The organism is Vibrio bathopelagicus, assembly GCF_014879975.1.
Taxonomy (GTDB): Bacteria; Pseudomonadota; Gammaproteobacteria; order Enterobacterales; family Vibrionaceae; genus Vibrio; species Vibrio bathopelagicus.
Window position 1 is genome coordinate 1,296,244 of record NZ_CP062500.1, and the last position, 25,358, is coordinate 1,321,601.

At 42.5% G+C, this 25,358-nt stretch carries 12 protein-coding genes; 8 read left to right on the forward strand and 4 right to left on the reverse strand.

What is annotated here, in order from left to right:
* Positions 1 to 43: 43 nt before the first annotated feature.
* A complete protein-coding gene (locus IHV80_RS05900) occupies positions 44 to 211 on the forward strand; it encodes a TIGR02450 family Trp-rich protein (RefSeq protein ID WP_192890393.1) in 168 nt (55 codons plus the stop codon).
* Between the two features lie 85 nt (positions 212 to 296).
* Here the strand turns inward: IHV80_RS05900 and IHV80_RS05905 are convergent, their stop codons facing one another.
* Positions 297 to 1,034, reverse strand: coding sequence for an HAD-IIB family hydrolase (locus tag IHV80_RS05905; RefSeq protein ID WP_192890394.1), 738 nt, complete (start codon positions 1,032 to 1,034; stop codon positions 297 to 299).
* 781 nt (positions 1,035 to 1,815) lie between these two features.
* Between IHV80_RS05905 and proV the strand changes: the two genes are divergently transcribed.
* From proV to proX, 3 genes are read left to right on the forward strand one after another with little or no spacing between them, the layout of a single operon-like run.
* Complete coding sequence (gene proV, locus IHV80_RS05910) at positions 1,816 to 3,003, forward strand: glycine betaine/L-proline ABC transporter ATP-binding protein ProV (RefSeq protein WP_192890395.1); 1,188 nt, start codon at positions 1,816 to 1,818, stop codon at positions 3,001 to 3,003.
* 3 nt (positions 3,004 to 3,006) lie between these two features.
* Positions 3,007 to 4,110, forward strand: a complete 1,104-nt coding sequence (gene proW / locus IHV80_RS05915) for a glycine betaine/L-proline ABC transporter permease ProW (RefSeq protein WP_192890396.1) — start codon at positions 3,007 to 3,009, stop codon at positions 4,108 to 4,110.
* Positions 4,103 to 5,110: a glycine betaine/L-proline ABC transporter substrate-binding protein ProX gene (gene proX / locus IHV80_RS05920; protein ID WP_192890397.1), complete on the forward strand. Its 1,008-nt coding sequence runs from the start codon at positions 4,103 to 4,105 to the stop codon at positions 5,108 to 5,110. The genes proW and proX overlap by 8 nt, the downstream gene beginning before the upstream one ends.
* A 219-nt stretch (positions 5,111 to 5,329) precedes the next feature.
* On the opposite strand, the gene IHV80_RS05925 is transcribed toward proX, so the two are convergent.
* The gene (locus IHV80_RS05925; protein ID WP_192890398.1) at positions 5,330 to 5,704 is read right to left on the reverse strand and encodes a YybH family protein; all 375 of its coding nucleotides are present in this window, start codon (positions 5,702 to 5,704) and stop codon (positions 5,330 to 5,332) included.
* Between the two features lie 142 nt (positions 5,705 to 5,846).
* Here IHV80_RS05925 and IHV80_RS05930 point away from each other — a divergent pair, with 142 nt between their 5' ends.
* The gene (locus tag IHV80_RS05930; RefSeq protein WP_192890399.1) at positions 5,847 to 6,713 is read left to right on the forward strand and encodes a LysR family transcriptional regulator; all 867 of its coding nucleotides are present in this window, start codon (positions 5,847 to 5,849) and stop codon (positions 6,711 to 6,713) included.
* A gap of 48 nt (positions 6,714 to 6,761) precedes the next feature.
* Here the strand turns inward: IHV80_RS05930 and IHV80_RS05935 are convergent, their stop codons facing one another.
* Entirely contained in the window at positions 6,762 to 7,367 is a 606-nt protein-coding gene (locus tag IHV80_RS05935; RefSeq protein WP_192890400.1) for an HD-GYP domain-containing protein, read from the reverse strand.
* Between the two features lie 271 nt (positions 7,368 to 7,638).
* Here IHV80_RS05935 and IHV80_RS05940 point away from each other — a divergent pair, with 271 nt between their 5' ends.
* Positions 7,639 to 9,981, forward strand: a complete 2,343-nt coding sequence (locus tag IHV80_RS05940; protein WP_192890401.1) for a hypothetical protein — start codon at positions 7,639 to 7,641, stop codon at positions 9,979 to 9,981.
* Positions 9,982 to 9,990: 9 nt separating this feature from the next.
* Positions 9,991 to 12,585 (forward strand): hypothetical protein, encoded by a 2,595-nt coding sequence (locus IHV80_RS05945; RefSeq protein ID WP_192890402.1) that lies wholly within the window; start codon positions 9,991 to 9,993, stop codon positions 12,583 to 12,585.
* A gap of 367 nt (positions 12,586 to 12,952) precedes the next feature.
* On the opposite strand, the gene IHV80_RS05950 is transcribed toward IHV80_RS05945, so the two are convergent.
* Entirely contained in the window at positions 12,953 to 14,623 is a 1,671-nt protein-coding gene (locus IHV80_RS05950) for a helix-turn-helix domain-containing protein (RefSeq protein WP_226088511.1), read from the reverse strand.
* 311 nt (positions 14,624 to 14,934) lie between these two features.
* On the opposite strand from IHV80_RS05950, the gene IHV80_RS05955 reads away from it, so the two are divergent.
* A complete protein-coding gene (locus tag IHV80_RS05955) occupies positions 14,935 to 25,350 on the forward strand; it encodes a DUF11 domain-containing protein (RefSeq protein WP_192890403.1) in 10,416 nt (3,471 codons plus the stop codon).
* Positions 25,351 to 25,358 lie beyond the last annotated feature (8 nt).

Here is a 25,358-nt window from a genome sequence, read left to right on the forward strand (position 1 = left end):
GCTTTTATAGATAAAACATCAATAAGCTGTGAAAGAAAGAATCATGAATCGGATAAACTCAAAGAAGTTACTTCGCAGTAAATGGACCGCGGTTAGCCCAGTCAAGAAGGAGAAACACTTCATGATTACTGAGGTTGAATTCGAAGAAGGGGAGGTGATTCGTTGCGTAATAGAAGCGGTGATAACCAAACGAGAGGAAGCCATCAATTAGCGGGACTTGACCAACAAAGATCATTGGCTTCCTGGTTGGAAATAAAGAAGTGAAGTGAGGGTAAGGTAAGACAACCCTATCAGTCCTAACTGGCTGAAGCTGTGCGTAATTGCCAGTACTTGAGTCCTTCTAACACACCCTCAGCGTGTGTTGCTCTGCTGGTGTAAACATTATCTCTATCGGACAGGTGCGCGACCTCAGGGTAATGGTTAGCCACCAAGATCGAGTTTACGCCCTCTATCGTCAGCATAGAGGTGTCGTTAGCGGAATCACCCGCAACGCACACTTCCTCAACGCTCAAATCATGTTGTTTGAGTAGATGATGAATCGCAGTCGCCTTGTTGACACCCTTCGGTGTGATGTCCAAATACCAGTCGTGAGAGTAGGTGAGGTGTACATCCAATCCGTGCGACTCCAAACTTGATTCGATCAACTCGTGTTGAGACTCAGACAGTTTTCCTTCAAAGGTGATTTTGTAGTCGCCTTGATGATTTTCGAAGCGTTCGCCCATAAAGTCGAGCGGTGCGAGTGCTGACTCTACCTTTGATTTGTTCCACGACGCTTCTAATCGGTTATGCCAAATATGATCGGGATTTTGGGAGTGGTCGTGGTGAATTCTCGTGCCCACGTCGCTAATAATACTGTGTGGTTTAGGGTAGTTATCCGATGCTAAGCCCACTCGAATAGAGGGTAGGGTTCTTCCCGTCGCAATGATAAATCGGATATCGGATTGCTCAGTTAAGTAGTCAAACAACTGGTTAACCCCATGAGATGAACCTCCATCCAGTGTCCCATCAAAGTCACATACCAACATTTTTATCATTCGAATTCCCTGTTCTTTTCTCTAATCATTGCGGAAAGAATATCCATTTCTTCTATAAAGAATGGCTCAGCAATGAGCACTCTACAAGTTGTCTTTTGGCTTAGGTAATCGACATTCAATAGTTTGCAGCAAGCGTCACAGTCGGCGTCATATTGTGGATATTAAAGATAATTCTATCAATCTTAACTGTGTCTAATGAGTTCTATTTTACTGATGGTTTCTACTTTATTTCGGTGATTCTTCGTCCTCTCTATTCGTTTTGATTTGTAACTTTGAATGCCTCTTTTCATCGTTGGTTTTATGCTGCTCCTTCGTGTTGTACAGACAACGGCCGCACGGGTACTTGACCCTCATAACGGAGCTAATCTCCAGTTTTGAAGTGACGCCAGAATTGCTGTCAAATAGTTTGTATTCGAATTATTTGTACACGAACCATTTGTGCGTATTCTTGGTCTATTTAGCCTATTAATTGTTCTGATGTGAAATAAATATTCAATAATCTATCAGTAAGTAATACATAATATTGCAGATGTTGCTTGTGGTTTAAATTCCTTTGTTATCAATATTTTGCTCTAATTGTGTTTGATATTTAACCTTTGTTTTGGTTGGGGGTTTGACGGTTTCGTCCCATGTTTACAGAACGCAGCCCCTTGATTTACACGACTCAATTGCTTAGAGTGCTAATCGTTTTTCGGGTTTAAATAACCATTTTAAAGTTTAAACAACCGTTTTTAAGTTTAAATAACTATTAGTTTAAATAACTAAGAAAGGATTAGATTACATGGATCCCATACTGGAAGTTAAGGGACTGTACAAGGTGTTTGGTGAAGACACCGACCGTGCTTTTACTATGATTAATGAAGGCGCGAACAAAGATAAAGTTTTCGAAGAAACAGGGTTAACGATCGGCGTTAACGATGTTTCTCTTAGTATTCAAGAAGGCGAGATTTTCGTAATAATGGGACTGTCAGGATCTGGCAAATCAACCCTAGTACGCCTTCTTAACCGCTTGATTGAACCTACCCAAGGTAATGTGCTTCTTCGAGGCAAAGACATTGCCCACATCTCAGAAGATGAACTCCGCGAAGTCCGCCGCAACAACATATCTATGGTTTTCCAAAATTTCGCATTGATGCCTCACATGACAGTGATTGAAAACGCCGCGTTTGGTCTTGAACTAGCGGGTGTTGAAGTAGATAAGCGAAAACAGTCAGCATTTGAAGCGTTAGAGCGAGTAGGCCTTGGGCCGTATTCAGAATCTTACCCAGATGAATTGTCTGGTGGTATGAAGCAGCGTGTTGGTTTGGCTCGTGCTCTAGCATGTGACCCCGATATTCTGTTAATGGACGAAGCATTTTCTGCGCTCGATCCGTTGATTCGTACTGAAATGCAAGACGAGCTAATTCGACTTCAAAATGACGATAAGCGAACAATCGTATTCATTTCGCATGATTTGGATGAAGCGATGCGTATCGGTGATCGAATTGCAATTATGCAAAATGGCGAAGTGGTTCAAGTGGGTACTCCTGACGAGATCTTGAATAGCCCAGCGAACGACTACGTTGAAGCCTTTTTCCGCGGCGTGAATGTAGCAAGTGTTCTTACTGTGAAAGACATTGCACGCAAGAAGCCTGCCGCGGTATTTAAGAAATCAGAGCACGACGGCCCAGCGTCCGCTCTACAAATCTTGATGGATAACGACCGTGAATACGGCATCGTTGTTGAGAAGAGCAGTCACTACTCAGGCATTGTGTCTATTGAGTCCCTTCGTAAAGCCCATAAAGAGAACCAATCATTAGTTAGCGCGCAGCTAGATGATGGCTTAACTCTCAATCCAGATTTACCAATTAATGATGTACTTGGCCTTGTGGGTGGCGTGCCTTATTCCGTTCCTGTTGTGGACGATAAAGGCAATTACTTCGGCGTTGTGACGAAATCACGACTGCTACAAACATTGGATAAGGGATAGATCATGTCGTCGGAACAAACAAATAATGACCCATGGTCGCAATCTACTAACTCAGAAACAGCAGCTCAGCCATCAAGTGATCCTTGGGGCCAAGCCGCTGACACCTCACCATCTGCAGATTGGTTAAGTAGCGAAACGGTCGAAGTCACTCCTTTTGATCCGCTTAACCCTTTTACTGAAGCTGTATTGCCAGTAGATACTTGGGTTGAGTCTGGGCTGAATTGGTTGGTTGAACACGGACGCCCCCTGTTTCAGGCGATACGTGTGCCTATCGATTTCATCCTAAGTTCATTTGAAACGGCTTTGGTGTCTACGCCAGCTCCGTTCATGTTGATCATCTTGTTTCTAGTTGCATGGCAGTTTTCAAATCTGAAGCTTGGTGTCGCTACTGCAGTTTCTTTGACTTTCATTGGCTTGATTGGCGCTTGGTCTGAAGCGATGACCACACTTTCATTGGTTATGACGTCGGTCTTCTTCTGCCTGTTGATTGGTTTACCCATGGGGATATGGCTCGCCCGCAGCAATACCGCGGCCAAATTCGTACGCCCAATTCTCGACGCTATGCAAACGACGCCGGCCTTCGTTTATCTCGTACCCATTGTAATGTTGTTTGGTATCGGTAACGTTCCGGGTGTCGTGGTAACCATCATATTCGCACTGCCACCAGTGGTACGTTTAACCATCTTGGGTATTCAGCAGGTGCCGGAAGAATTGATCGAAGCGGGTCACTCATTCGGCGCAAGCAAAAAGCAGATGCTATATCGAATTCAACTGCCATTGGCATTACCAACCATCATGGCGGGCGTAAACCAAACACTAATGTTGTCGCTGTCAATGGTGGTTATCGCATCAATGATCGCGGTAGGTGGTTTAGGTCAAATGGTACTGAGAGGTATCGGCCGTCTAGATATGGGACTGGCCGCTGTTGGTGGCCTAGGCATTGTTATTTTGGCAATCCTACTTGACCGCATTACCCAAGTTCTCGGGGCAAATGCAGGCAATACAAAATTACGCTGGTACCACATGGGACCTGTTTCCCTTGTGCTAAAAGCTTTAAATCGCGGTAAACAATCAGAACTACAACTAAGGAAAAACACCAATGAATAATTCATGGAAGAGCAAACTAGCCGTTAGCATCGTTTCGACACTGGCTGTATCAACGAACGTGTGGGCAGCAAGCTTGCCAGGTGAAGGTGTATCAGTTCAGCCTGTTCAATCTTCAGTTGCTGAGGAAACGTTCCAAACACTGATTGTTAACCGTGCTTTAGAAGAGCTTGGCTACGATGTGAAATCAACGCAAGAAGTGGACTACAACGTAGCTTACACCTCAATTGCAAAAGGTGATGCAACGTTCCTAACCGTAGGTTGGTTCCCACTTCATGCTGAAAAGTACACAATGGCGGGTGGCGATGACAAATTCTACCGCGAAGGTCAGTATGTTAGTGGTGCTGCTCAAGGTTACCTTATTGATAAGAAAACGGCAGAAAAGTACAACATCACTAATATTGGTCAGTTAACCGATCCAAAAATCGCGAAGCTGTTTGATGCAGACGGTGATGGCAAAGCAGACCTAACAGGCTGTAACCCAGGTTGGGGCTGTGAAATGGTTATCGAACACCAACTTTCAGCATTTAAACTGGACGATACGGTAACTCACAACCAAGGTAACTATGCGGCTATCATTGCCGACACAATTTCACGTTACCAGAAGGGTGAATCAATCCTTTACTACACGTGGACACCATACTGGGTGAGTGGCGTATTGGTTCCTAATGAAGACGTAGTATGGCTAGAAGTTCCATTCTCTTCACTACCGGGTGAGCGTGCGAATGTTGATACTACTTTGTCTAATGGTAAGAACTACGGCTTCCAAATGAACTCAATGCGTATTATCGCGAATAAAGAGTTTGCTAAGAACAACCCATCAGCGGCTAAGCTTTTCGAAATTATCAAACTTAACATCAATGATGTAAGTGCTCAGAACATGATGATGAGCAAAGGTAAAAACAGCTCTGCTGATATTGAAGCGCACGTAAACGGTTGGATTAAAGCGAACCAAAATACGTTTGATGCTTGGATTGCTGAAGCAAAGCAAGCTTCACTATAACGGTTACTCATACTTGCTCTAGCTCGCCTAACACTTTGACTGGATACTATTAACGAGTTTAGTGATTGTGTAGATTTACTGAGTCGCTTTCGAATGAAGTGAAAAGACAGCAAGAATGATGATTAAAAAAGCCAGCAGTCCATTTGGATTGCTGGCTTTTTGTTTTCTGCTTCTATTCTTGAGCTTCTAGCTTCTAGCTTCTAGCTTTTAGTTATAGCTCTAGCGTTCGCCTTGAACTTCGAAGTCGTCACTTACTAGACGAGCGCTGCCATCGGCTTCCAGTGCCCAGTGTTCGCGATGCACAACACCAAACGCTTTGTTCATTGTCCAACTAGCGGTAAGGATGTAGCCGCCTTCTGGGTGCTCTTCCCACTTCACATCAGTGTAATCAACGTCTTTAAAGCCTTGGTCGATGATGTTTTGCCAAAAAGCTTGAATTGCTTCACGACCTTCAAAGGTACCAAATGGACGAGCTTCCATCACACATGGCTCAGAGTACTGATCCGCACAACCTTTTGCATCTTGGCTGTTGAATGCTTTTTGCCACGCGTTAATGCCTTGCTTACATGCTTCTAATACTTGGTTGTTTAACATTGCTTTTCTCCATAGCAGTCTTCTTTCAAACACTGTGTCTTTGATTTGGGTGTCTCGATAAGTTGGATTTAGTTTAGTCTTGGAAATTGATTTGAAAAACAGAGATAATAGAATTCAATGTTAAGTAAAAGCGAACAATGAAATGAATCGATTGAGACAGATGTCAGTATTTGCCCATATTGTTGAAGAAGGCTCTGTTTCTAGAGCTGCGGACAAACTTGATCTTTCTAAATCTGTGGTTAGCCAACACCTCAAAGCATTAGAAAAAGAGTTGGACGTTTGTTTGCTAAAAAGAACGACTCGTCGACAAAGCCTGACTGAAATGGGGGAGCGGTTCTATATAAAATGTAAAGATCTTAACCTGATTGCCGAAAGTGCGTGGGATTTAGCTCAGGATTTTCAATTGGATCCACAAGGGCGAATTAGAATAACAGCACCTCATGCACTCATGGATAGTTTGGTTGCCCCTGTGGTCGCCGAGCTAATGCAGAAATATCCTCGCTTAAAACCTGAATTAATCAGTGATGACCGACACCTCGATTTCATGGAGCATGACATTGACCTAGCGGTAAGAGTTGGGCGCTCAAAAGACAGTAATTTGAAACAGAAACGGTTGGGATCTTTTAGAGATGTATTGTGTGGAACGCGCGATATGAAGCTGAAAGATATACAAGACCAAGCGTATATTGGTAACTCATGGCAGGGAAAGCGAATTAGCCATGAATTTAGTAATCCGGCTGGAGAGTCTTTCGTTTTTGCTAAAGAGGTTAACTGTTCAACTAACTCATTTCACTCTTGCCTTTCTATGATCAGATCTGGCGCTGGTGTTGGTGTTATTCCCGATTTCTATTTAACGCAGCTAATACCAGATGTGATCAATCTGATCCCTGACATGGATCTTCCAATGAACACTATTTATGCGCTAAATCCATTTCTAACCAATACACCGATAGCTGTCACTCACTGCATTGCAGCGTTACAAGCAAAGTTAAACCTAGTGGATAGCTAAAGGTAACCTAATTATTATTCGCTTTGCCTTTGTGGGCTTCGACCTGCTTCAACAAGTCGTTATGAATGCAATAAACTTATCTAATAATCGAGGATCAAATTGCCCTTGCTGCCTTTCTTTAAACAAAGTCCGTAGCGCTTTCTCGGCTGATATCCCCCCACGGTAAGACCGCTTTGAAGTCATGGCATCCCAAGTATCTACTATTGCAATGATTTGTGCTTCAAACGGGATCTCGTCGCCTTTTAGCCGAAGAGGATAGCCATTCCCATCCCATCTCTCGTGATGTAGAGAGCCCACTATTGAGGCGTATTTAAGGTGCGTTTTTTGTTGGCTCATAAAGTAAGAGCATTGAACATGTTGCCTCATCACTTGACGCTCTAATGGCGTGAGCTTACCTGATTTGTGCAGTATGTCGGTGGGTGTCTTTAACTTGCCTAGGTCGTGAACTAACGCAGCATCGAAAATGAGCTCTAATGATTTTGGGATTAATCCTAGGTGTTTTGCAAAACGATAGGACAATAAACTCACTCTAATAGTGTGCTCATAAGTTTCTCTAGAGTATTTAATCATCGGTTGTAAAAGGGCTAATGCTTCGAAGGAAAACGTATGCTTAAAAGCCAATGTATAGACATTTTCATTTTCGGTGTTGTACATGTTCTGCGACTCATAGTGGTGAAAGAGTTCACAGTATGATTAGGCCTTACAAGGGAGTGAACTAAATGAGATTGAATGTTCATTAAAGAGTCTATATCTCATTTCATACTTCATTTAGAAAGATTTATAATTTTGAAATTCGATAAATTGAAAATTAATTTTCAATTTATTCAACCATTTAACTTTTAATAAGTAATCACAGCTATTTAATGGAGTGTAAGTAAGACAGAGTTCACAATACCACTCTACTTCATTGACCAGAGTGCTTTTAATGGACCTATTCAACAGTGATTTGTTGAAACGGAATTCAACACTAAATGTGTTTACTGCCGTCAGTTTGTCGGTATTGCTTGCGGGCTGTGGTAGTGAATCTAACTCCGGCGGAGAGCAAGGTCTTGTGGTATCGCCTACAGAATCAGCCTCTATTGCAGCCCAAAATATTCAGGATAAAACGCTGATAGAGCGAGATCTCGATATAGATCTTACTGAGTATGTGCATACATCGAATAATAACGATTTTTTAGTGACTCAAGTACGCTCTATTGCGGGTGATGCTTGTAGAGTCCAAGCTATCACACAGGTTGGCTTTAGTGTGTCCTCTTCTGATGTTAATGATTGCCTTTTTGAGTATGACGTAGAGATTGAAAGTGGTATTGCAAGTGCCACCTCTTATGCTCGTGTTGCTATCGGAGAGAATTACGCATCAACGACTTTACCCCGTATTACAGCATCAACTATCGAATCACAGGTCGTTGTTGTAAACCTTCAGTATGAATTGGGTGCTTCATTACCAACTGAAGATTTTCAGCTACAAGATAGTCTCGTCATCATTGGGTCGGGTACAGCTCGAGTTTCAGGATTACACCAAATAGAGTTCACACCGACAGCTAAAGGTCAGACTGAAGTGTATTACAGCTATCAAAATGGTGAGTCCATTCAACAAGGCTCACTTTCGATAGCAACGTCAGAAAGTACCTATAATACAGCTCCGGAGGTCTCCGATTTTGCGTATGACCATTTAGCGCTTTTAGGTGAAAGTGTTGTGGTTGATGTTAAGCCATATGTCTCAGATGTGGACGGCGACGAGGTTCAACTTATTGGCGTACAGGACTTTAATTCCACAACATCTCTTTTTGATGCATCGAGTTTAACCAATACCCAATTTGAATTTTCTTCAATGGCACCCGGACCTCACGATGTGGCATACACAGTAAGCGACCACATGGGGGGCTACACGACGGGAGTGGCTCGAATAGAAGTGGAACCAGATTTCTCTTTAATTCAAGATTGGGAAGATATCGTCACTCATGATCCTGTGATCAGCTCAGACATCCGCTTTTTCGCACCAATGACAAAAGTCTATGCCGACTACGTCAATGCCTCTTATACCGGAACGTTTGTAGAAGACGGAACACAAGGTTTGAAAGACGCTGAAATTGTTACTCAAACACTAAGTCAAGCTCGCCAGTACTGTAAAACACGAGGTGGCCGTTTGCCTCTACAGCGTGAACTTGAAACGCTAGTTGCCAACGAAATCAGTGCCTTCACCAACCACAATTGGCCAACAAGTAAGAAGTATTGGACTGCTGATAAAGCGACGGAAAGTAATGGAATAACGGTCAACTTAAATGATGGAGTTGTTGGGGATGGTGACAGTAGTGGTGTGAGGTACACGACTTGTGTTGACTTGAGTAACCCGCTGGTAAAGGATTTTTCAACAATATTCATCGAGAAGGGACGAGTATCAAATCGGTATGAATACCAGATTCTTGTGTACGATCCTGACGGGGATGTTGCGCCGTTCGCCGACATTCGACTTGAGTCGATGAATGAACGAGGTGTGTTTTTCAATCGAGAATCAACGACAACGGCCACTGTAGACGAAATCGGCTTACTAGAAGAGGCCTATTTTGACATCTCGTTTAGTGAGGAAGTCATTACGGCTTATGTAAGTTCACAAGATAACTTATATCCTTTCGTGCCTACTGATCATGCTGTGGTAATTGACGTGACGGATCCTTCGCAATGGAGCAGTGATGAATACTGGAACCGTCCCGTGTATTTGGCCGATATCAACGGTCTAATGATGATGCCGAATGTAAATCAGAGCAAATTATTTCATATATACAAACAGCCGTTTATTGGCGATAACTTTGTTATACGCTTTCGAGTTCAAAGTGATAGCAATGCTACAAAGGGTGAGTTTGCAGTCATGATTCATCAGTTAGGAGCTGATCAATCAACATGGGAAGACGATGGAACCATGAAGACAGGAAAGACAAGGCCGTACCCTGAAGATGAACCAACGGCCTTTGGATTGAACGTGAATTTGTATGGTTCGATGCCCGTGTCATTGTTCGAAGGAGGTCAAGTATCAAGTTCTCAGTATATGAACCTACGAGCATCCGATCGTTTCTATTGGTTCGATAAACGTGGTGAAAGAGTTTACGTCTATACGTCGACCACGGATCAGAGACCAGCGCAAGAGTCTGGTTACTTTGATATAACAAGTAATGTCGCTCTATCAGATCCATATTGGCTTTCTATAGGTGGGAAAAACGCAGATCCATCTAAGAACTACAGAATCACTGAATTAGATATGGCAGCGTATTAGGGCACGATAATGAAAACGAAACTAACACTTATATCATTGGTAGGTTGTCTTCTTGCAGCTTGTAATGGTGGTTCTCGTGATGAGAACTCGTCCTCTGGCTCTGTTGATGTGCTTTCGCCTAAAGCTATTAATATTGAAGTATTGCCAGTGCAATCTAAATCAATGGTAAATGAATCAACACGTATTGAAGTGAGCGCAGAAAGTGACATAGGCACTGACTTACATTTAGCTTCTGTGATTTCCGATAATTATGCGAGTAGCTGCCAAGTTATTTCTGTGGATGGTTTAGCTTTCACAACCTTGTCTGATCAAATTGGTGAATGCCAATATCAATATACCGTAGAGCCTTCTGATAGTGATGCTTACGTAGGACAAAAATCTTCAATGGCACGTGTATCTGTTTCAGAAACAGCTAGCGACAACACGTTATCAAACCTTTCAGAAACGACCCATGTAGAAAAAGTTGTCACTATAGATTTAAACGCAGAACTTGAACATCAATTAGATACATCGGTATTCCGCGTGTCTGAGGAAGTAACGATATTAGGTTCTGGCTCAGCAGAGAGTGACATTGTAAACAACACAGTTACTTTTATACCTGCTGAAGTTGGTGTAACACGGATTATGTATTCTATGAGTGATGGTACTTCAACCAAACTTGGAAATATCGATGTTGCTGTATCAGATGTGGGTAATACACCACCCGTAGCAAATAACTTTGTTCGTGAAGGTAAACTCGACAAAGGTATGATGACCGAAGTTGATCTTTCTGATTACGTTTCGGACGCAGAAGACAGCGTTTATTTGGACTCTGTACGAGCCTATAACGCAGATACGCACATTACATCATCTTCAGAGCTCACTTTTACGTTTCAGTCGTTGGAAGCTGGCCCACATGAGGTTGCTTATACAGTGACAGATGGTCGTGGTGGTTACGCTGTTGGGCAAGTTTATATTGAGGTTGAGCCGGATTTTAGCCTTGTTCAAGATTGGGATGATATTGTCGTTTATGATCCCTCTATTGGTACTGACCTTACATATACTGCCCCTGTGAGTAAGGCAATGGCTGATTATACCAACACTGAATACATTAATTATCAAATCCAAGATGGCGTTGATGGACCAGAAAGTGCCTCAGTCGTTGTGATGAATCTAAAGCAAGCGAATAATTATTGTTCATCTAGGGGAGGACGTTTGCCAATCAGTCGTGAATGGGAGTTGTTACTGGATAGTCATGGGAACCTTTTTCATTCACAAAATTGGCCAGCAGGGATGGAGTATTGGAGTGCCGACATGTTGTCAGCTAACACAGGTAGAAGCTTTCACGCTACGACTGGTTCTATAGGCGAGTTAGACAAAGAGTCTCAATCAGCTTTTGTAACTTGTGTGCTTTTAAATAGCGAAATGATCAACGACTTCAATACAGAGCTTGCACTTAACTACATAATTGATAATAAGCCTGATGTTGTTGGTGTAGTGGCTGATCCTGATGGTGATATTGCCCCTTATCAAGATGTCATGCTGCTTTCAGAAAATCAATATGGTGTTTTCTCAAACGGAGCAAGTGAGATTGAGCTAATTGCGAGCGTTTCTGGCGAGGTACAGGATAGATATGTCGACAATTCGTTCATCAATGAGGTTATCTCTGCATATACCAGCTCAAATTCGGTTGATAGTATTGTTTACAAAAGCGCTACGGTAAGTGACATTCGTATAGCCGATAAAACTGCCTTAGAATCTGCAATCAAAATTCCTGGTCATATCGTAGAGCTAAATGTGGTGAGCGTTAATCTAGAAGGAGAAGTATCTTCCGTTGACAATGACTTCGTGGAGTATAGTTCAAGTGATAATAGCATCGCTAAAATAGTGGAAGATACTGTACATATTTTAGCTGAGGGAGAAGTTACCATTATAGCCTCATATAAGGGACTGACAGACAGTTATACTCAAACGAGTGTAATACCTTTAACTGACATCTCTGGTGGCTGGGTTATGCAGGTTGGTGAAAAGCAAAATATTGATATTATATATTCAGTGGATGAAGGTAGTACATGGGAGGTTATGGGAGAGGGGCCTGTTGTCTCGACATCCAATTCATCTGTTATATCTATTGAGTATGACAGCGAGCAAGCTGTTGCAACGGGGCGTAAGGTCGGAACGTCAGTGTTATCGGCAGAGTTTAATTTCAATGGATTTTTATATAGTGCATTGGTCGAAGGAAGCGTTATTGCCGATGATTGGTGCTATAAAACTGCGGTTGCAGAGTCATCTGGTAACACAGTATGTATCGGGTATATTGAAGACGTTATCGATGGATCTATTGGGGAATTGGTAAATACCTATGGTCATCAATCCGGAAACCCCTATGTTTATGAGAGTAATTCGAGTTTATTCTGCCATGCTTTCGGCTCAAAACTAGATACTGGTGTAGTCGAAGATCTCTATACTATTAGCGGAACATTTGGTGTGATTGAAAACGTAAGCGCTTGGGTAACTTCATCAGGCCTATATGAGAGTGTCATGTATAATATTTATTTGACCTTAAAACCGAATACGGGCAGAGGACATGGGGTCCCTATTTGCGTACTATCAGGTGTTGATTAAATTATCATTGTTAATGAACTTGTTAGTTACAACGAGCGATTGAAAGGTTGCTGATGGTGTGATTGCATATATTACACACCTTGAAATACATGAGCGCTGATGCTAACACTATTGTATATGTGGGAGATAAATAGTAGCACTTAACCGCGGTTTTACATGGTTAAGTGCAGATGGAAATCAACTATGCTTATTAATAAATGATGTAACATGTTTGTTACTAAGTAGCTCGATCTTATCAATAGTGAGTATGCAATAACGGTATGATTGATTTTTAAACTCAATATTGGACCGTTCTTCTGTTGGTTCAGAAAACTTATATATCTCAAATCCTATCTTTTCATTATATCTAATGCGTAAGGGTTCTTTATTAACATAGAGAACCTTTTATTTTATTATTCTTAGCTAGGAGTTGCATATCTGACAACATGTTTACTATCGAGTGTTCTTGTTTTTCAGAGTGAGCGCTGACGACGAAATAATTTAAATTTTGATTTGAATCAAGGGAGCAGGCTTGCTTAATATGGAGGTCTTTTTTCTTGTACTCATCAAATAGCTCTTCATTAAAGAAGAATCCAAGGCTATGGCTAACAATATCGCCATGATTATTAACTAGCTTTCGGCCGAATGCTTTTTTCTCTGCGCAATACAAATACAAATCAATTGTATCTAGCGCCGAAGGGTCTACCTTGGTAAATTGGGAAATGAGCTTTATTCTGTCGATTATGTCACGATCATTTGGTTCTGACATTAGTGGCATAACCTGAAAGTCGTTATATTCTTTGGACTTATTTACGTTAGCTATTGAAGCGATTCTACTTTGAAATGAATAAAATCGTTCATTTAAAAACTCATCAAGCAAAGTGTTGTCTTCAAGATCATCAATTTCAAACGACTTTAAAGTCTCGTATAGGTCAACGCCAAGGCAATCTAATATTTTTAGGGCTTTATAGTTACTTGGTTTTACCTTGTTGTTTTCCCAACGGTTTACTGTTACCACATCAACAGAGTTAAACTCATCATCTAAATGGTTGATATGTGCTGCAAAGTCTTTTTGCGTCAGCTTAAGATTTTTTCTTACTTCCTTTAATAAAGCTGGAAATGCTCTCATAGTAGAAAACTCACCTTTGATGAATGATATGACGTGTCTGTTTGTGAGGAAATCAATTTTATCAATGGTCAATATACAGTAATGATACGACTTACTTTTGAATGTAATGTTTGCCGTTTCTTGTGAAGGATCTGAAAATTTGAACACTTCAAACCCGATATATTTCAGTGCTTTAACCTCATTTGGGTCTTCAATTAGAACGGTGAACTGTTTTATATTGTTGTGTTTTGATAGTAGTCTTATATCCGAAATAATGTTAGCGACCGCGTGGCGTTTTTCTTCTGAATGTGAACTCACAAGTACGTAGTTTAGGTCTTTATTTGATTTTAAAGAACAAGCGAGTTTGAGGTCTATTTTCTTAGTCTTATATATATCAAAGTTGTCATTTTCAAAGAAAAATCCGAGGTTATGGCTGACGATATCGCCTTGCTCATTAATAACTTTTCTACCATGGGCTTTCTGTTCTTTGTAATGCAAAAATAGGTCGATAGCATTTAGTGGAGCAGTATCAACTTTGGTTAAATATGAAATGAGTTTTATTCTGTGGATTATACCAATATCACTGGGTGTCGACATTAATGGTATTGTTCTAAACCCACTCAAGCCTTCTTGAGTATTGAGGTTTGAAAGAGACGCAATTCGGCTTTGATATGAGAAAAAAGTTTCATAAAGAAAATCATCAATTAAATTCTCTTTCTCTTCCAACTCAAATGACCTTAATGTTCCGGACAGGTCAACACCAAGGCGATCTAATATTTTTAGAGCCTTATAGTTACTAGGTTTTACTTTGTTATTTTCCCAACGATTTACAGTGACTACGTCAATAGCATTAAACTCATCATCTAAGTGATTCAGATATGTTGCAAATTCTGTTTGTGTAAAATTGAACTCATTTCTTACGCTTCGTAGCAACTGTGGAAATGCACTCATCGTGAAAAATCTTACCTGTGAATAAATATCTCAATGTATCTTTGATTCTAATTTAGAACATTAGAACTCTATTTAACATGTACCCTAAATTGTTTTTAAAGGATGTTAATTGTTCTGGATATTAGATCTGTATGTTGCGCATGATGCCCAAGACTATTTGGTCTTTTGGTGATGTTTAATATAAGGGCTCCAATCTGGGGGCTTGTCAATCTACGGTGAAGTACACGTTAATGTTTAGGTTTAACCTTGTCTTTTTCTTATCAGTTTTCTTGTTTCCATTAACCTCCTATGCAAGCACAAGTGGCTTAAGCATGGAGCTATCAGCAAATAAGGATTTTTATGATAACAACCAACAAGTTACTTACACCCTTACCCTAAGGAATAATTCCACTAAGGCCATTGATGGTCTTAATGTCGAAGATCAGTTGCTAGATATCCTAACGGAAGGAGATGACGGAAATGATGTTAATGCATTTACAGTCGTCTCGATTCAAGGGACTTCGACGTTTCTATCTTCAGCCGGAGATTACGACCGTTTTGGAAACTTAAATGCTTCAAACGTTCGACTCGCAGTTGGTGGCTCCGTGACTTATACCATGTTTGCTACCGTCTCTCCTGGAGCTGCAGGTACGATTGACAACTTCGCGAGCGCAAGCTTGGGTGTAGAGCCCAGTGTTAACTCGAATACAGAGTCTTTGACTCGCTCTGTATATCAGCATGACGTGGCGGTCTCTGTTGATAAAGACAATTACCTACTCAATGATGAATTGACCTATACCATTAAGGTGGAAAATGAAGGTGATTCAGTCATCCGCCACCTCAATGTTGAAAGCGCAGTTTTAACAATAGAGTCATTGAATATTCACGGTGATTATCAGCTTGCTTTCACTTCGAGTATTAACTCAGCGCAGGTACAAGGAGCGGAAAGTGATGCCGGGGATTTCTCTTCTTCAGGGGACTTAGTTGTTACAAATGCTTCAATTGCAGTAGGTGGTTCTGTTACATACTCGGTGAAAGCGACGGTTTCAGATAACTTAGTCGGAGACATTGTTAATGACAGTGTTATTACCCAAACACGCGACTCGGTTATTTCTGGAAACGAAACGCTTACTCCTCCGACCGACCCCAATATTACGCTTACCCACACCTTGAACAAAACAGATGAATACTTAGTTCAGGATGAGTTTACTTATACGGTGACGGTAAAAAACGCATCGGATTCAGGTATCGCTTACAACTATTCAGTTCAGCAACTTTTGACCGATATTGAGTCCGATTTGGGTAACAATATCCGCAATGAACAAAATGCGGATGACACGGCAGGTAACCCTTACGAATCTTGGACTAACGAAGTTATTTCTATTGGTAATAAAAGTGTTTCTGAACTTGCGGCTTCTGGTTTGGAATCCAATAGACCCTTGAATGATTGGGTGTCTATCTACCCTGGTCAAGAGATACTCTATTCTATCTCCGTCGATGTAAGCCCTGTTTCGATTGGTCGTATTCCGCAGATTATTGCGCGTGTTATGGATAGCGAAGGTATTGCAGATTCAAGTGATATTTTGGCAAATCCTCTGGATACTGAAGAAGTTCTATCATCTTTATCAAGTCAAATAACCCGTAGCAAGAAGACGACAGACACGACATATGTACCCGGAGTATCGGGTGATAACGAGGTGGTTTATGACATCGTTGTCTCTAATTCCGATACACAATATTTCGCAAACGATATTGAAATAGTAGATAAATTTGCTTGTATCGTGACCGATCAGGTTGATGGTAGTAGTGGCCCTGCTTTTTCCGAATGGAAACTGGAAATCGCAAACAGTAGTGGGGAGGGGTCAAACTATGGGTCGTTTGAGTATAACAAGTGGACCACTGACGATATTAACTTGAAGGTTGACCTCGCTCCTGAAGGTCTTGTTCGATACAAGTTGACGGCAAAGGTAGCAGACACCAGTGTCGGTCAGATAGTCGATGATGGTACAAGTTCCAGTTCAAGCTCAGGATCGTGTTTAGGCGATAATCTGCATGAATCTGGCTCTGGTGTACAGATGCCGAACTCTAATTTGAAAGTCCAGAAAGAAGTCGATTCACGTTATTACTCGGCTGGTGGTACGTTAAATTACACCATTACCGTTGAAAATAACGGTGATGGTTACGCGATCGATGTGCCGGTTAAAGATGATCTTGCTGCTATTAGAACGAAGTCAATCACAGACGCTGTTACGCCAGCTTATTTGAGCTGGGTCGTCACGGCTAAATCTTATGCTGCAGATGGGGCTGTTTCGAATATTAGCGACCCCGGCTTTACGGATACGATCAATGGCAACCAATCTAATAAGACTATCCTTGATGTTGAAGCGAAAATTGCCCCCCATGAAAAAATCATCTATAGCATTGAAGCCATTGTAAATCCAATAGCGGACGATGAAATCCGTAACGAAGTGACCGTCGATGGCCGACTGTTCTCAGATAGAGGTTCATACCCAAGGGACTATTACTTAACCCTTGATAAGCGAGTTGATGGTAAGGACGAGCAAAACTGGTATACGGACACGACAGATACAGTTACTTATACGATCAGCATAACGAACCCTGTAGGCAATGGCTTTGCATCGAATATAAATGTCAAAGATGAAATCAGTAGTATTCAAGCAGAACTACTTCATCAGCCGGGTGAAATGAAGCAAGTTTTCTCGTCATGGACAATCAGTGCGGAAAGGGAAGCGGACTCACCATGGGTCAAAGCGGTTACTGATGCTGGTTCTTTTTCTGATGACAATGATCTTGATGCTGTGGCTCAGCTCCCTCCTGGGGCGACAATAACTTACACAATCGTAGGCACTTTAGACCGCAGTGTCGATTCTGAGATTCTTTGGGGTACATTTCGTAATACAGCAACAATAACAGGCCCTCATACTAACCTGTCGGATACCGTAACCACACACCCACAAGAACCTAATTTGGTCGTTGCTAAAACCGCTGAAAATACCGACTTTATTGTCGGTGAAACCGCAACCTTTGATATCTATGTTTATAACCGTGGCATCGGATACGCGAACAACGCAACAGTAGAAGATGACATTGCTGAACTCAATTTCTTTAGCAGCTGGACGATTACCCCTTCAGCTAATACAGACAAACCTGGCTCTCGTTATGGTGAGGTGACCGATAATGAAAATATCAATACTGATGTCGATATAACTCCCGGAGGTTGGGTTCACTATGAGATCTCGGGGATTGTTAAGGCCGACTATCCTCACGACCAAGTATCCAACCGCGTAGATGTTTATGATCCTATCACAGACAGAGATCATAGCTCTTCCGCGCAAATTGATAATGCAGATAGTAATTACTCCATCAACGTGTCACTGACGAAAACGACTGATGTTGTACGCTATACCCCAGGAAAAGATCTTATCTACACCATTGTGATTGGCAACAATGGCGATGTCGACGAGTCTGATTTGGTCTTCATCGATCGGCTGACTGAGATCACAACGACCTTGGCAAACGATAAAGACGACCATTCGGATGATTTTCTCAACCAAAATCCATTCGAATATTGGTCTGTTGATACGGGAACGGGTTACGGCTCAGAAACAACCGATGATGTAGAGATCCCAGTTTCTATTCCGGCAAAGGACTTTATTACGGTTCGCATCAAAGCTCGCGTCAAAGACAATGCGGTTTCAAACGGCGTTGCGCCTAATGAGCAAGATGTTATTCGTAATGAAGCCTTTCTTATCCATACTGACGATGTTGGGTGCACAACTGCTTGTGAATACTTGAAATCGGCAGTGGCAGAAAACCACCAAGTTCATAATGACGGCAGTGTAAAACGCACCACGAACATTAATCGCTATTCTCCGGGTGAGGAGTTGATTTATACCATTGCTTATAATTCAAGAGATGAACGCGGTTATCGTAATAACGTCGATGTTAATGAACTAATTAATGACATTTCTGTTGAACTGCAAGATGGCAGCTCAGGAAATCCATTCTATGATGATGCAACGAGCAGCAATCAATTTACGGTGGCTGTTGCAAAGAGTGATCCTGCAAACGCTGGTACCACGGATGGAACGCAAGACGGGACAGTTCAAGATAATCAAGACATTCAAACAACCATCGATATTGATCAAGGTGAAAATGTAACTTACACCGTCAAAGGAATCGTTCGTCCTGATGCGGTTGGTGATATTTCATACCGAGATACGATAGTTCTTCCTAATGATTACCATCTTAAGTTCGATAAGATTACAGATGAAACGATTTATGAGCCCGGACAAACCATTACTTATCGCTTAGTTATTGAAAATGATGGTGAAGGTAATGCTCACGACATTCCGATTGTTGACGATTTAGAAGATATCAAAGTTGACTTAGTGGATGGTACAAGAGGGGATGCATATTCCACGTGGACCATTACATCAACTGCGAGCGGTGACAACGCTGACTATGTCGATGCCGGAAATGGCGCTGGTAATGTTTACACTTCTACTGACAGTAACCTTAACGTTTCGGCTGATATCCCTATGGGAGCAACGGTCGAATACCAAGTTGTTGCTACGATCAATGATAAAGCGAATGGCGATATTGTTAATGTGCTGACTGTGGATAGCGACAGTATTGCACATGAAATTAAGCAGTCGGCTCGTCAAATTGATTACGAAAAAAACATCCTAGCTTATTACGATGTCGACGGTAATGAACTGCCTGGCGCTACCCAATATATGCCTGGCGGTTATGTTGAGTATGAAATTGTTATTGAAAATATCGCAGCTGCTCACGTAGATGATATTAGCTTACGTGACGATATCGATGAAATTAATACTCAATACTACGATGGCACGCGAGGCCCTGCGTTCGACAGTTGGACGATAAAGACGGACTCAGATAACTCAGGGATATCCGATCCTGATGTTGATAATTCGATTCAAGATAATCACGCCATTAATACGCATTTTGATATAGCGGCAGATAACTTCGGCGGTGTTCTAAGTGACCCGTTTATTCGCTACGTGATTCTTGCCAAGATCAGCCCGAAGGCGGTTGGCTCTTTTACCAACAAAGCTTATATCGATGAAGATGATGGTAATGAATTGATTGCTGTTTCTCCGCCTTCATCGATGGCAGAGCCAGAAGTAACTTTTACTAAGAAAGCATTTACCGATGCCGCCTTCACAACCCCTAAAACAGACTACTCGCAAGCGACTGGTGAGAGTGAGGTGTATTACCGTGTGCAACTTGAAAATACGGGCAATGGTATTGAATATGACTCACGTTTAGAAGATATCGTCTCGGCGATTAAAACACGTATTGCTGAAGATGAAACCTCTAACGGAGGAGACCCTACAGGCCAACCATTTGTATCAGGTTGGGAGGTCAGCTTAGATAAAAATGTCGCAGCTGGTTCTATCACTGATGCTATTGGTTTTGTACCGGGCACCAATGTCGATATCGACAATGATATTGTCATCGCACCTCAAGAAAGTATGACGTTTACCATCCATGCTGTGATTCGTGATGACGCGTTAGGCGACGTTCAAAACAAGGCGAGTTATGACGGTAAGGTTCGCAGCGCTACATTAGTCCCTTTAGACAATAGTATTAGCGTAGAGAAACGCGTCGTATCCATCAATGGTACGCCATTTAGTGATGGAAGCAGTTATTACCTCCCTGGTGATGAAGTTGAGTATGAGTTTGTCGTTACTAACTTGGTTAATGGTTGGGCAGATGATATTCAAATTAAAGATACAGTGACTGATGTTGAGGTTGAAGTCATTGGTGATGAGAGGAAGCCCGCTTTTGTTTCTGGTGATATTTCTGATGAAACCAGTAATGGGATTGATGCGGATGTCGACACCTTCATTCCAAGCTACAACACAAGCGGTAACCTCAATATCGAAGTCGATATTGCCGCTGGCGAAGTTTTGATCTTCAACCTTAAAGGAACGGTACGTGATGACGCATTAGGTGTCATTGATGAAAACCGGGTGACTGCCGGAGGTCAATCTGCAACATCGGAAACGGTTCCGCCAAAAGAAGCAGAGCTTAGCTACTTCAAAACTTTAGAGTATACCGATGGCGATTCAACAACCTGTTCTGTTCCATCGAGTGATGGAAGCGATTGTACTTATGCACCTAGAGGTGATGTTGAATATCAAGTGACCTTGGATAATGTCGGTGACAGTATTGCTAACGATGTCAGTGTCATTGATGCGATTCATGCTATCAAAACAGAAGATGGGGACAACGCTTACTCTGACTGGTCAACCGCTATTGCAGTGGAGCCTGCGGGTAGTTATGACATTCAAGGTAACTATAACGGCAATGTACCGCTGGATGCGACGGTCGACCTTCGTCCTGGCGAGCGCATTGTGTTTGATGTTAAAGGAACGGTTTCAACGTCTGCGACGGGCACCATTACTAACACCGCACAGGTTAATGGTGACAATACCAATGATATTGTTCTTGATGCAGGCCGTTCGTACATTCTTATCGACAAGTGGACAGATACTCCTCAGTACAAACCTGGAGGTACAGTAAATTATTACATCGATATCACTAACGATGATGTCGATACAGGCCTTTTCTCCATCCGAGATATTATTAGCGACTTTGAAGTTGAAACCGTCGATGGCTCGATGCAAACTGCATTAACGGAATGGAGCGTGGACTATGAAGTACTTTTCAATTCAGCGCCATCAGACCCGAATGCGAACGACTTTTCAGAGCTGGATAAACTCGTAGGTCAAACGAGCCCAGACATCAATCTACCGGCTGAATCTATTAAAATGGCAGGGCGCAACGATTCAGGAGCCGGCGGTGATAAGTACACCGTAGTTCGTATCGTCATTGAAGGTAAAGTTCGTGATGATGCTGTTAGTCGTTTTACTAATACGGCTTATCTGAAGCATGGATTAGATGATTCAAAAATTGCACGTTTGAGAGAGGGTTATATTACCCCTTTCCCTGGGCAACTTGCTGTGACTAAGGAAACAACGCCTCTTGCTGAACCAGATGCTAAATATCAGCCTGGCCAGCCTATTTTATACAAGATCACGTTAGCGAATACGGGACAGGGCTACCTGGTGGACCAAGTTCTAACTGATCGCATCGATACCATTATGACGGATGTGGCAAATAGCACCGATCAAGAGCAGGCACTTACTGGTAACTGGGTTATTAGCGACGAAAGCCTTGACGGAAGTGGCGATCCAACACTGAATGCGCGTAAAAATGTGTCGAATACGGCTCAGGGATACAGTGCGACTTATAGTATCCACCCCGGTGATAGCTATTCGTTTGTGGTCAGCAATACCGTTAATGATAAAGCTAAAGGCGAAATAACCAATATCGTGAATGTTGATGGTGATGACGGTGAGTACACAGCGGAGGCGACCTACCTTCCTGAAGACGCTCAAATTGAAATCACAAAAGACGTCGATAAAGTTGAGTACCTTCCTGGAGATACGCTTGAGTATACCGTTGCTGTTAAAAACAACGGCTTAGGTTGGGCTGAAAATGTAGTGATTGAAGATGCGCTGAAGTCAGTTAAGACCACCATTGCTGGTGGCGCTACAGAGCAGGCGTTTGATCCGGCTTCTATTCAAATATCGGCAATGTCGACAACCGGCGAGACACCTGTTCCTACCCCCACCACAGGTGAGGACCTTAATGAAACATTAGATATCGCACCAGAAGACAGCATTGTTTTCACTATCCAAGTCACTACGAATGCGTTGGCGACGGGCGATATCATCAATGTGGCGTCGGTGACGTTTGATGGTACGACGATTGATGATAGCGCACTGAGTACGCCAGTATTGGCAACGGTTTCTATTGAGAAAACGGTCGATACACCTTCGTATGAAGTGACCAAATTGATCAACTACGAAATTACCGTTAGCAATAGCTCTGATGCGTTTGCTTCTGGGGTTCATCTTGACGATATCTTGAGTGATATTGAAGTAGATACGACAGGTGATAATAAAGAATCGGCATTTTTGTTGTGGGAAGTCAGCTACGAAGCTTCTGATGATCGTACGGTCGTAAACCCTGATACGTTTGACCTGAGTGATGATATTGATGTTGATATGGACATTGCTCCACAAAGCACTGTGACCTTCCATATTAAATCCTTGATACGCACAACAGCGATCGGTGAGATCAGCAACACGGCGAACATCACTTATAACGGGACACCGCAAGAATCTACAGTGGTGATAACGCCAAAAGAGTCAGAATTCGTTGCAACTAAAACCAATGTTCAGACAGAGTATGAACCCGGTCAAGAGCTTGAGTTTTTAATCACTATTGAGAATACCTCTAATAACTACATCAGTGATCTGAGTGTGGTCGACGATATGGGCACCATTGAAGTGGTGTATTACGACGGTTCGACAGGTCCTGCGTTTGTTGCTGGTACCACATCGTTGGTTGTTGAATCTGAATCATTAGGAAGTTCGGCTGAGCAAATTAGTCCGACGGAATACAAGGTCGATATTGCGCCGAAAGGCACTGTGGTATTTCGGTCTAAAGGAACCGTTGTGGATACCGCTACGGGCAGTATTGTAAATACTGCTTATGTTGATGGTGGTGATGTTGTGAGTCCTCCGGTGCACAGTGTTGCGGCTGTCGTGCAAGCTGAACTTTATACGGATGCCGAATACTACATCCCAGGTGAGAAGGTGGAGTATCACCTCGTTGTTCAAAACATCGGCCGAGGGATTGCAAAAGATGTCGCCATTTACACTCAGTTTTCAGAATCAATGGGTGACTATATCGATGGCACTCGTGCGCAAGCGTTTGATGATTGGACGGTAGAAGCGGTCTCGGACGGCGCAGAGACTCAGCCAGGGACGTACACTGATGATAAGGATTTGTTTACTTTAGTCGATATCGCACCAAGCGGAAAAATCGATTACACGTTCACATTAACCGTGAACGAAGACATGCTCACAAACATTGATGTTCTTGGTTACTATCTTGATTTGACTGGAAATCCGGCACTCGCAGCTCGCGCAAGAGGAGCAATGCCTTCCCCTTCTTCCGTAGAAATTAATGCTGAGCAAGTGGCAGCACTCGATCTACCTCCTGTTGAAGCTGAGTTAATCGTAGAAAAACGCTCTGACAAACCTGAGTATACAGAGGACGATGACCGCGTTACTTACTATTTAGCAGTAACGAATAATGGTCAAGGAAATGCTGCAAACGTTCGTTTAACTGACGAAATTAGCGAGTTGCAAAACAGCGCGGGTAATAAAGTCTTTACTGATTGGACGATCGAAGGTGTGGAAGTTGACGGCACGGGTGCTGTTATCCAACGTCATACACTCCCGCCTAATAAAGACCTCGATACTATGGTTAACCTCAAATCTCAAAAACGAAATGGTTACGCGTTTGAGGTGGTAGGGACTTTAGGTAAAGGGTTAGATGATGATATCACTAATACCTTTACAGCAACGGAATCTGATGGGACACAAACCAGTGACAGCGTGACCACTCACATCAAGAAGATTCCTGACAATAGCGGGGAGCTGTTGCTGACAAAATCCGCCTTGCAAGATACTGCTCAGGTTGGCGATGCCGTTGAATACGAGATTATTGTTGAAAATAACAATGAATCTTACTTTAAGAACGTGACCGTGGAAGACCGCTATCCGGGGGGCTTGAAGTACATTGCAGATACATCAGAAGTGGTGTTGAGCGGTATTGATGGCGAGTTCGGGACGGAAGATGACGTCATTCTCTCTCAAGAGCCTTCGGACACTGGGAGGTTGATATTTACCTCATTGAATTTTGACCCCGGAGAGAAACTTCGTATCCGTTATCTGTTACGGGTATCTGTTGGAGCCACGTTTGGTGATTACATCAATACAGCGGTGTCAAAAGTCGATGGTGTTGCTGTCTCGAATGAAGACACGGCAAAGGTCACGGTTGAGCCTGACAAGGTATTTGATACCTCATCGATCATCGGAAAAGTTTTTGAAGACCATAACAAAGACGGCTTCCAAGCGGATGCTACTGCGTTTGATGTCGAGCTTACAGCAAACTTAGTCGATCAAGATTATATCGCTAATTCAACTCATATTATTCGTGATGGTAAAGATGTCGCTGTAGAAGATGAAGAGTTGATTGGCTTTGCAACTTCTGCTGTTGAAAAAGGCTTAGAACTTGGTGATCTTTGGGGCCACTCAGTCAACCGAACGATATCTGAAACCAGCTCGGTCGTTATCCAGTTCAAAACCCGCACACAACAGAGCTTTGATTTTTATGTCACGACAGATGCGGGTTCTCGCATTGAGTTTGACGCGGAAGGTCAAATTCAGTTCAACCATGAATCGGATAGAAAGAAAGGCTTAAGTGCTGAAAATCTTAACGTAACCAGAAACCTATATCGCGATGGCGAGGATTTCCTGTGGGAAATCGTTATCGAGAATAAAGGGGTTTATGAAGATGGTATTCCGGGCGTTAAGTTGATGACGGTTGAGGGAATTGTCATTTACACAGATCAGTACGGTCGTTACCACGTGCCCGACCAATGGGTACTCAATAAGAAAGGTAAGAATTTCTTAGTGAAGTTGGACACTGATTCGCTATCAACCTCAATGGAAGTGGTGAGCGAAAACCCGAAAGTGTTACGAATTACCCCGAACAAGCTCACCAAGTTCAACTTTAGCGTCCATCGCAAAGATCAAGAAAGTGAACAGCCGTAAGCCATTGG

What these genes read in the sequence shown, in the direction of transcription:
- IHV80_RS05900 (WP_192890393.1), top strand. Translation starts at nt 44, where the DNA reads ATGAATCGGATAAACTCAAAGAAGTTACTTCGCAGTAAATGGACCGCG.
- IHV80_RS05905 (WP_192890394.1), bottom strand. Translation starts at nt 1,034, where the DNA reads ATGATAAAAATGTTGGTATGTGACTTTGATGGGACACTGGATGGAGGT.
- proV (WP_192890395.1), top strand. Translation starts at nt 1,816, where the DNA reads ATGGATCCCATACTGGAAGTTAAGGGACTGTACAAGGTGTTTGGTGAA.
- proW (WP_192890396.1), top strand. Translation starts at nt 3,007, where the DNA reads ATGTCGTCGGAACAAACAAATAATGACCCATGGTCGCAATCTACTAAC.
- proX (WP_192890397.1), top strand. Translation starts at nt 4,103, where the DNA reads ATGAATAATTCATGGAAGAGCAAACTAGCCGTTAGCATCGTTTCGACA.
- IHV80_RS05925 (WP_192890398.1), bottom strand. Translation starts at nt 5,704, where the DNA reads ATGTTAAACAACCAAGTATTAGAAGCATGTAAGCAAGGCATTAACGCG.
- IHV80_RS05930 (WP_192890399.1), top strand. Translation starts at nt 5,847, where the DNA reads ATGAATCGATTGAGACAGATGTCAGTATTTGCCCATATTGTTGAAGAA.
- IHV80_RS05935 (WP_192890400.1), bottom strand. Translation starts at nt 7,367, where the DNA reads ATGTACAACACCGAAAATGAAAATGTCTATACATTGGCTTTTAAGCAT.
- IHV80_RS05940 (WP_192890401.1), top strand. Translation starts at nt 7,639, where the DNA reads ATGGACCTATTCAACAGTGATTTGTTGAAACGGAATTCAACACTAAAT.
- IHV80_RS05945 (WP_192890402.1), top strand. Translation starts at nt 9,991, where the DNA reads ATGAAAACGAAACTAACACTTATATCATTGGTAGGTTGTCTTCTTGCA.
- IHV80_RS05950 (WP_226088511.1), bottom strand. Translation starts at nt 14,623, where the DNA reads ATGAGTGCATTTCCACAGTTGCTACGAAGCGTAAGAAATGAGTTCAAT.
- IHV80_RS05955 (WP_192890403.1), top strand. Translation starts at nt 14,935, where the DNA reads ATGGAGCTATCAGCAAATAAGGATTTTTATGATAACAACCAACAAGTT.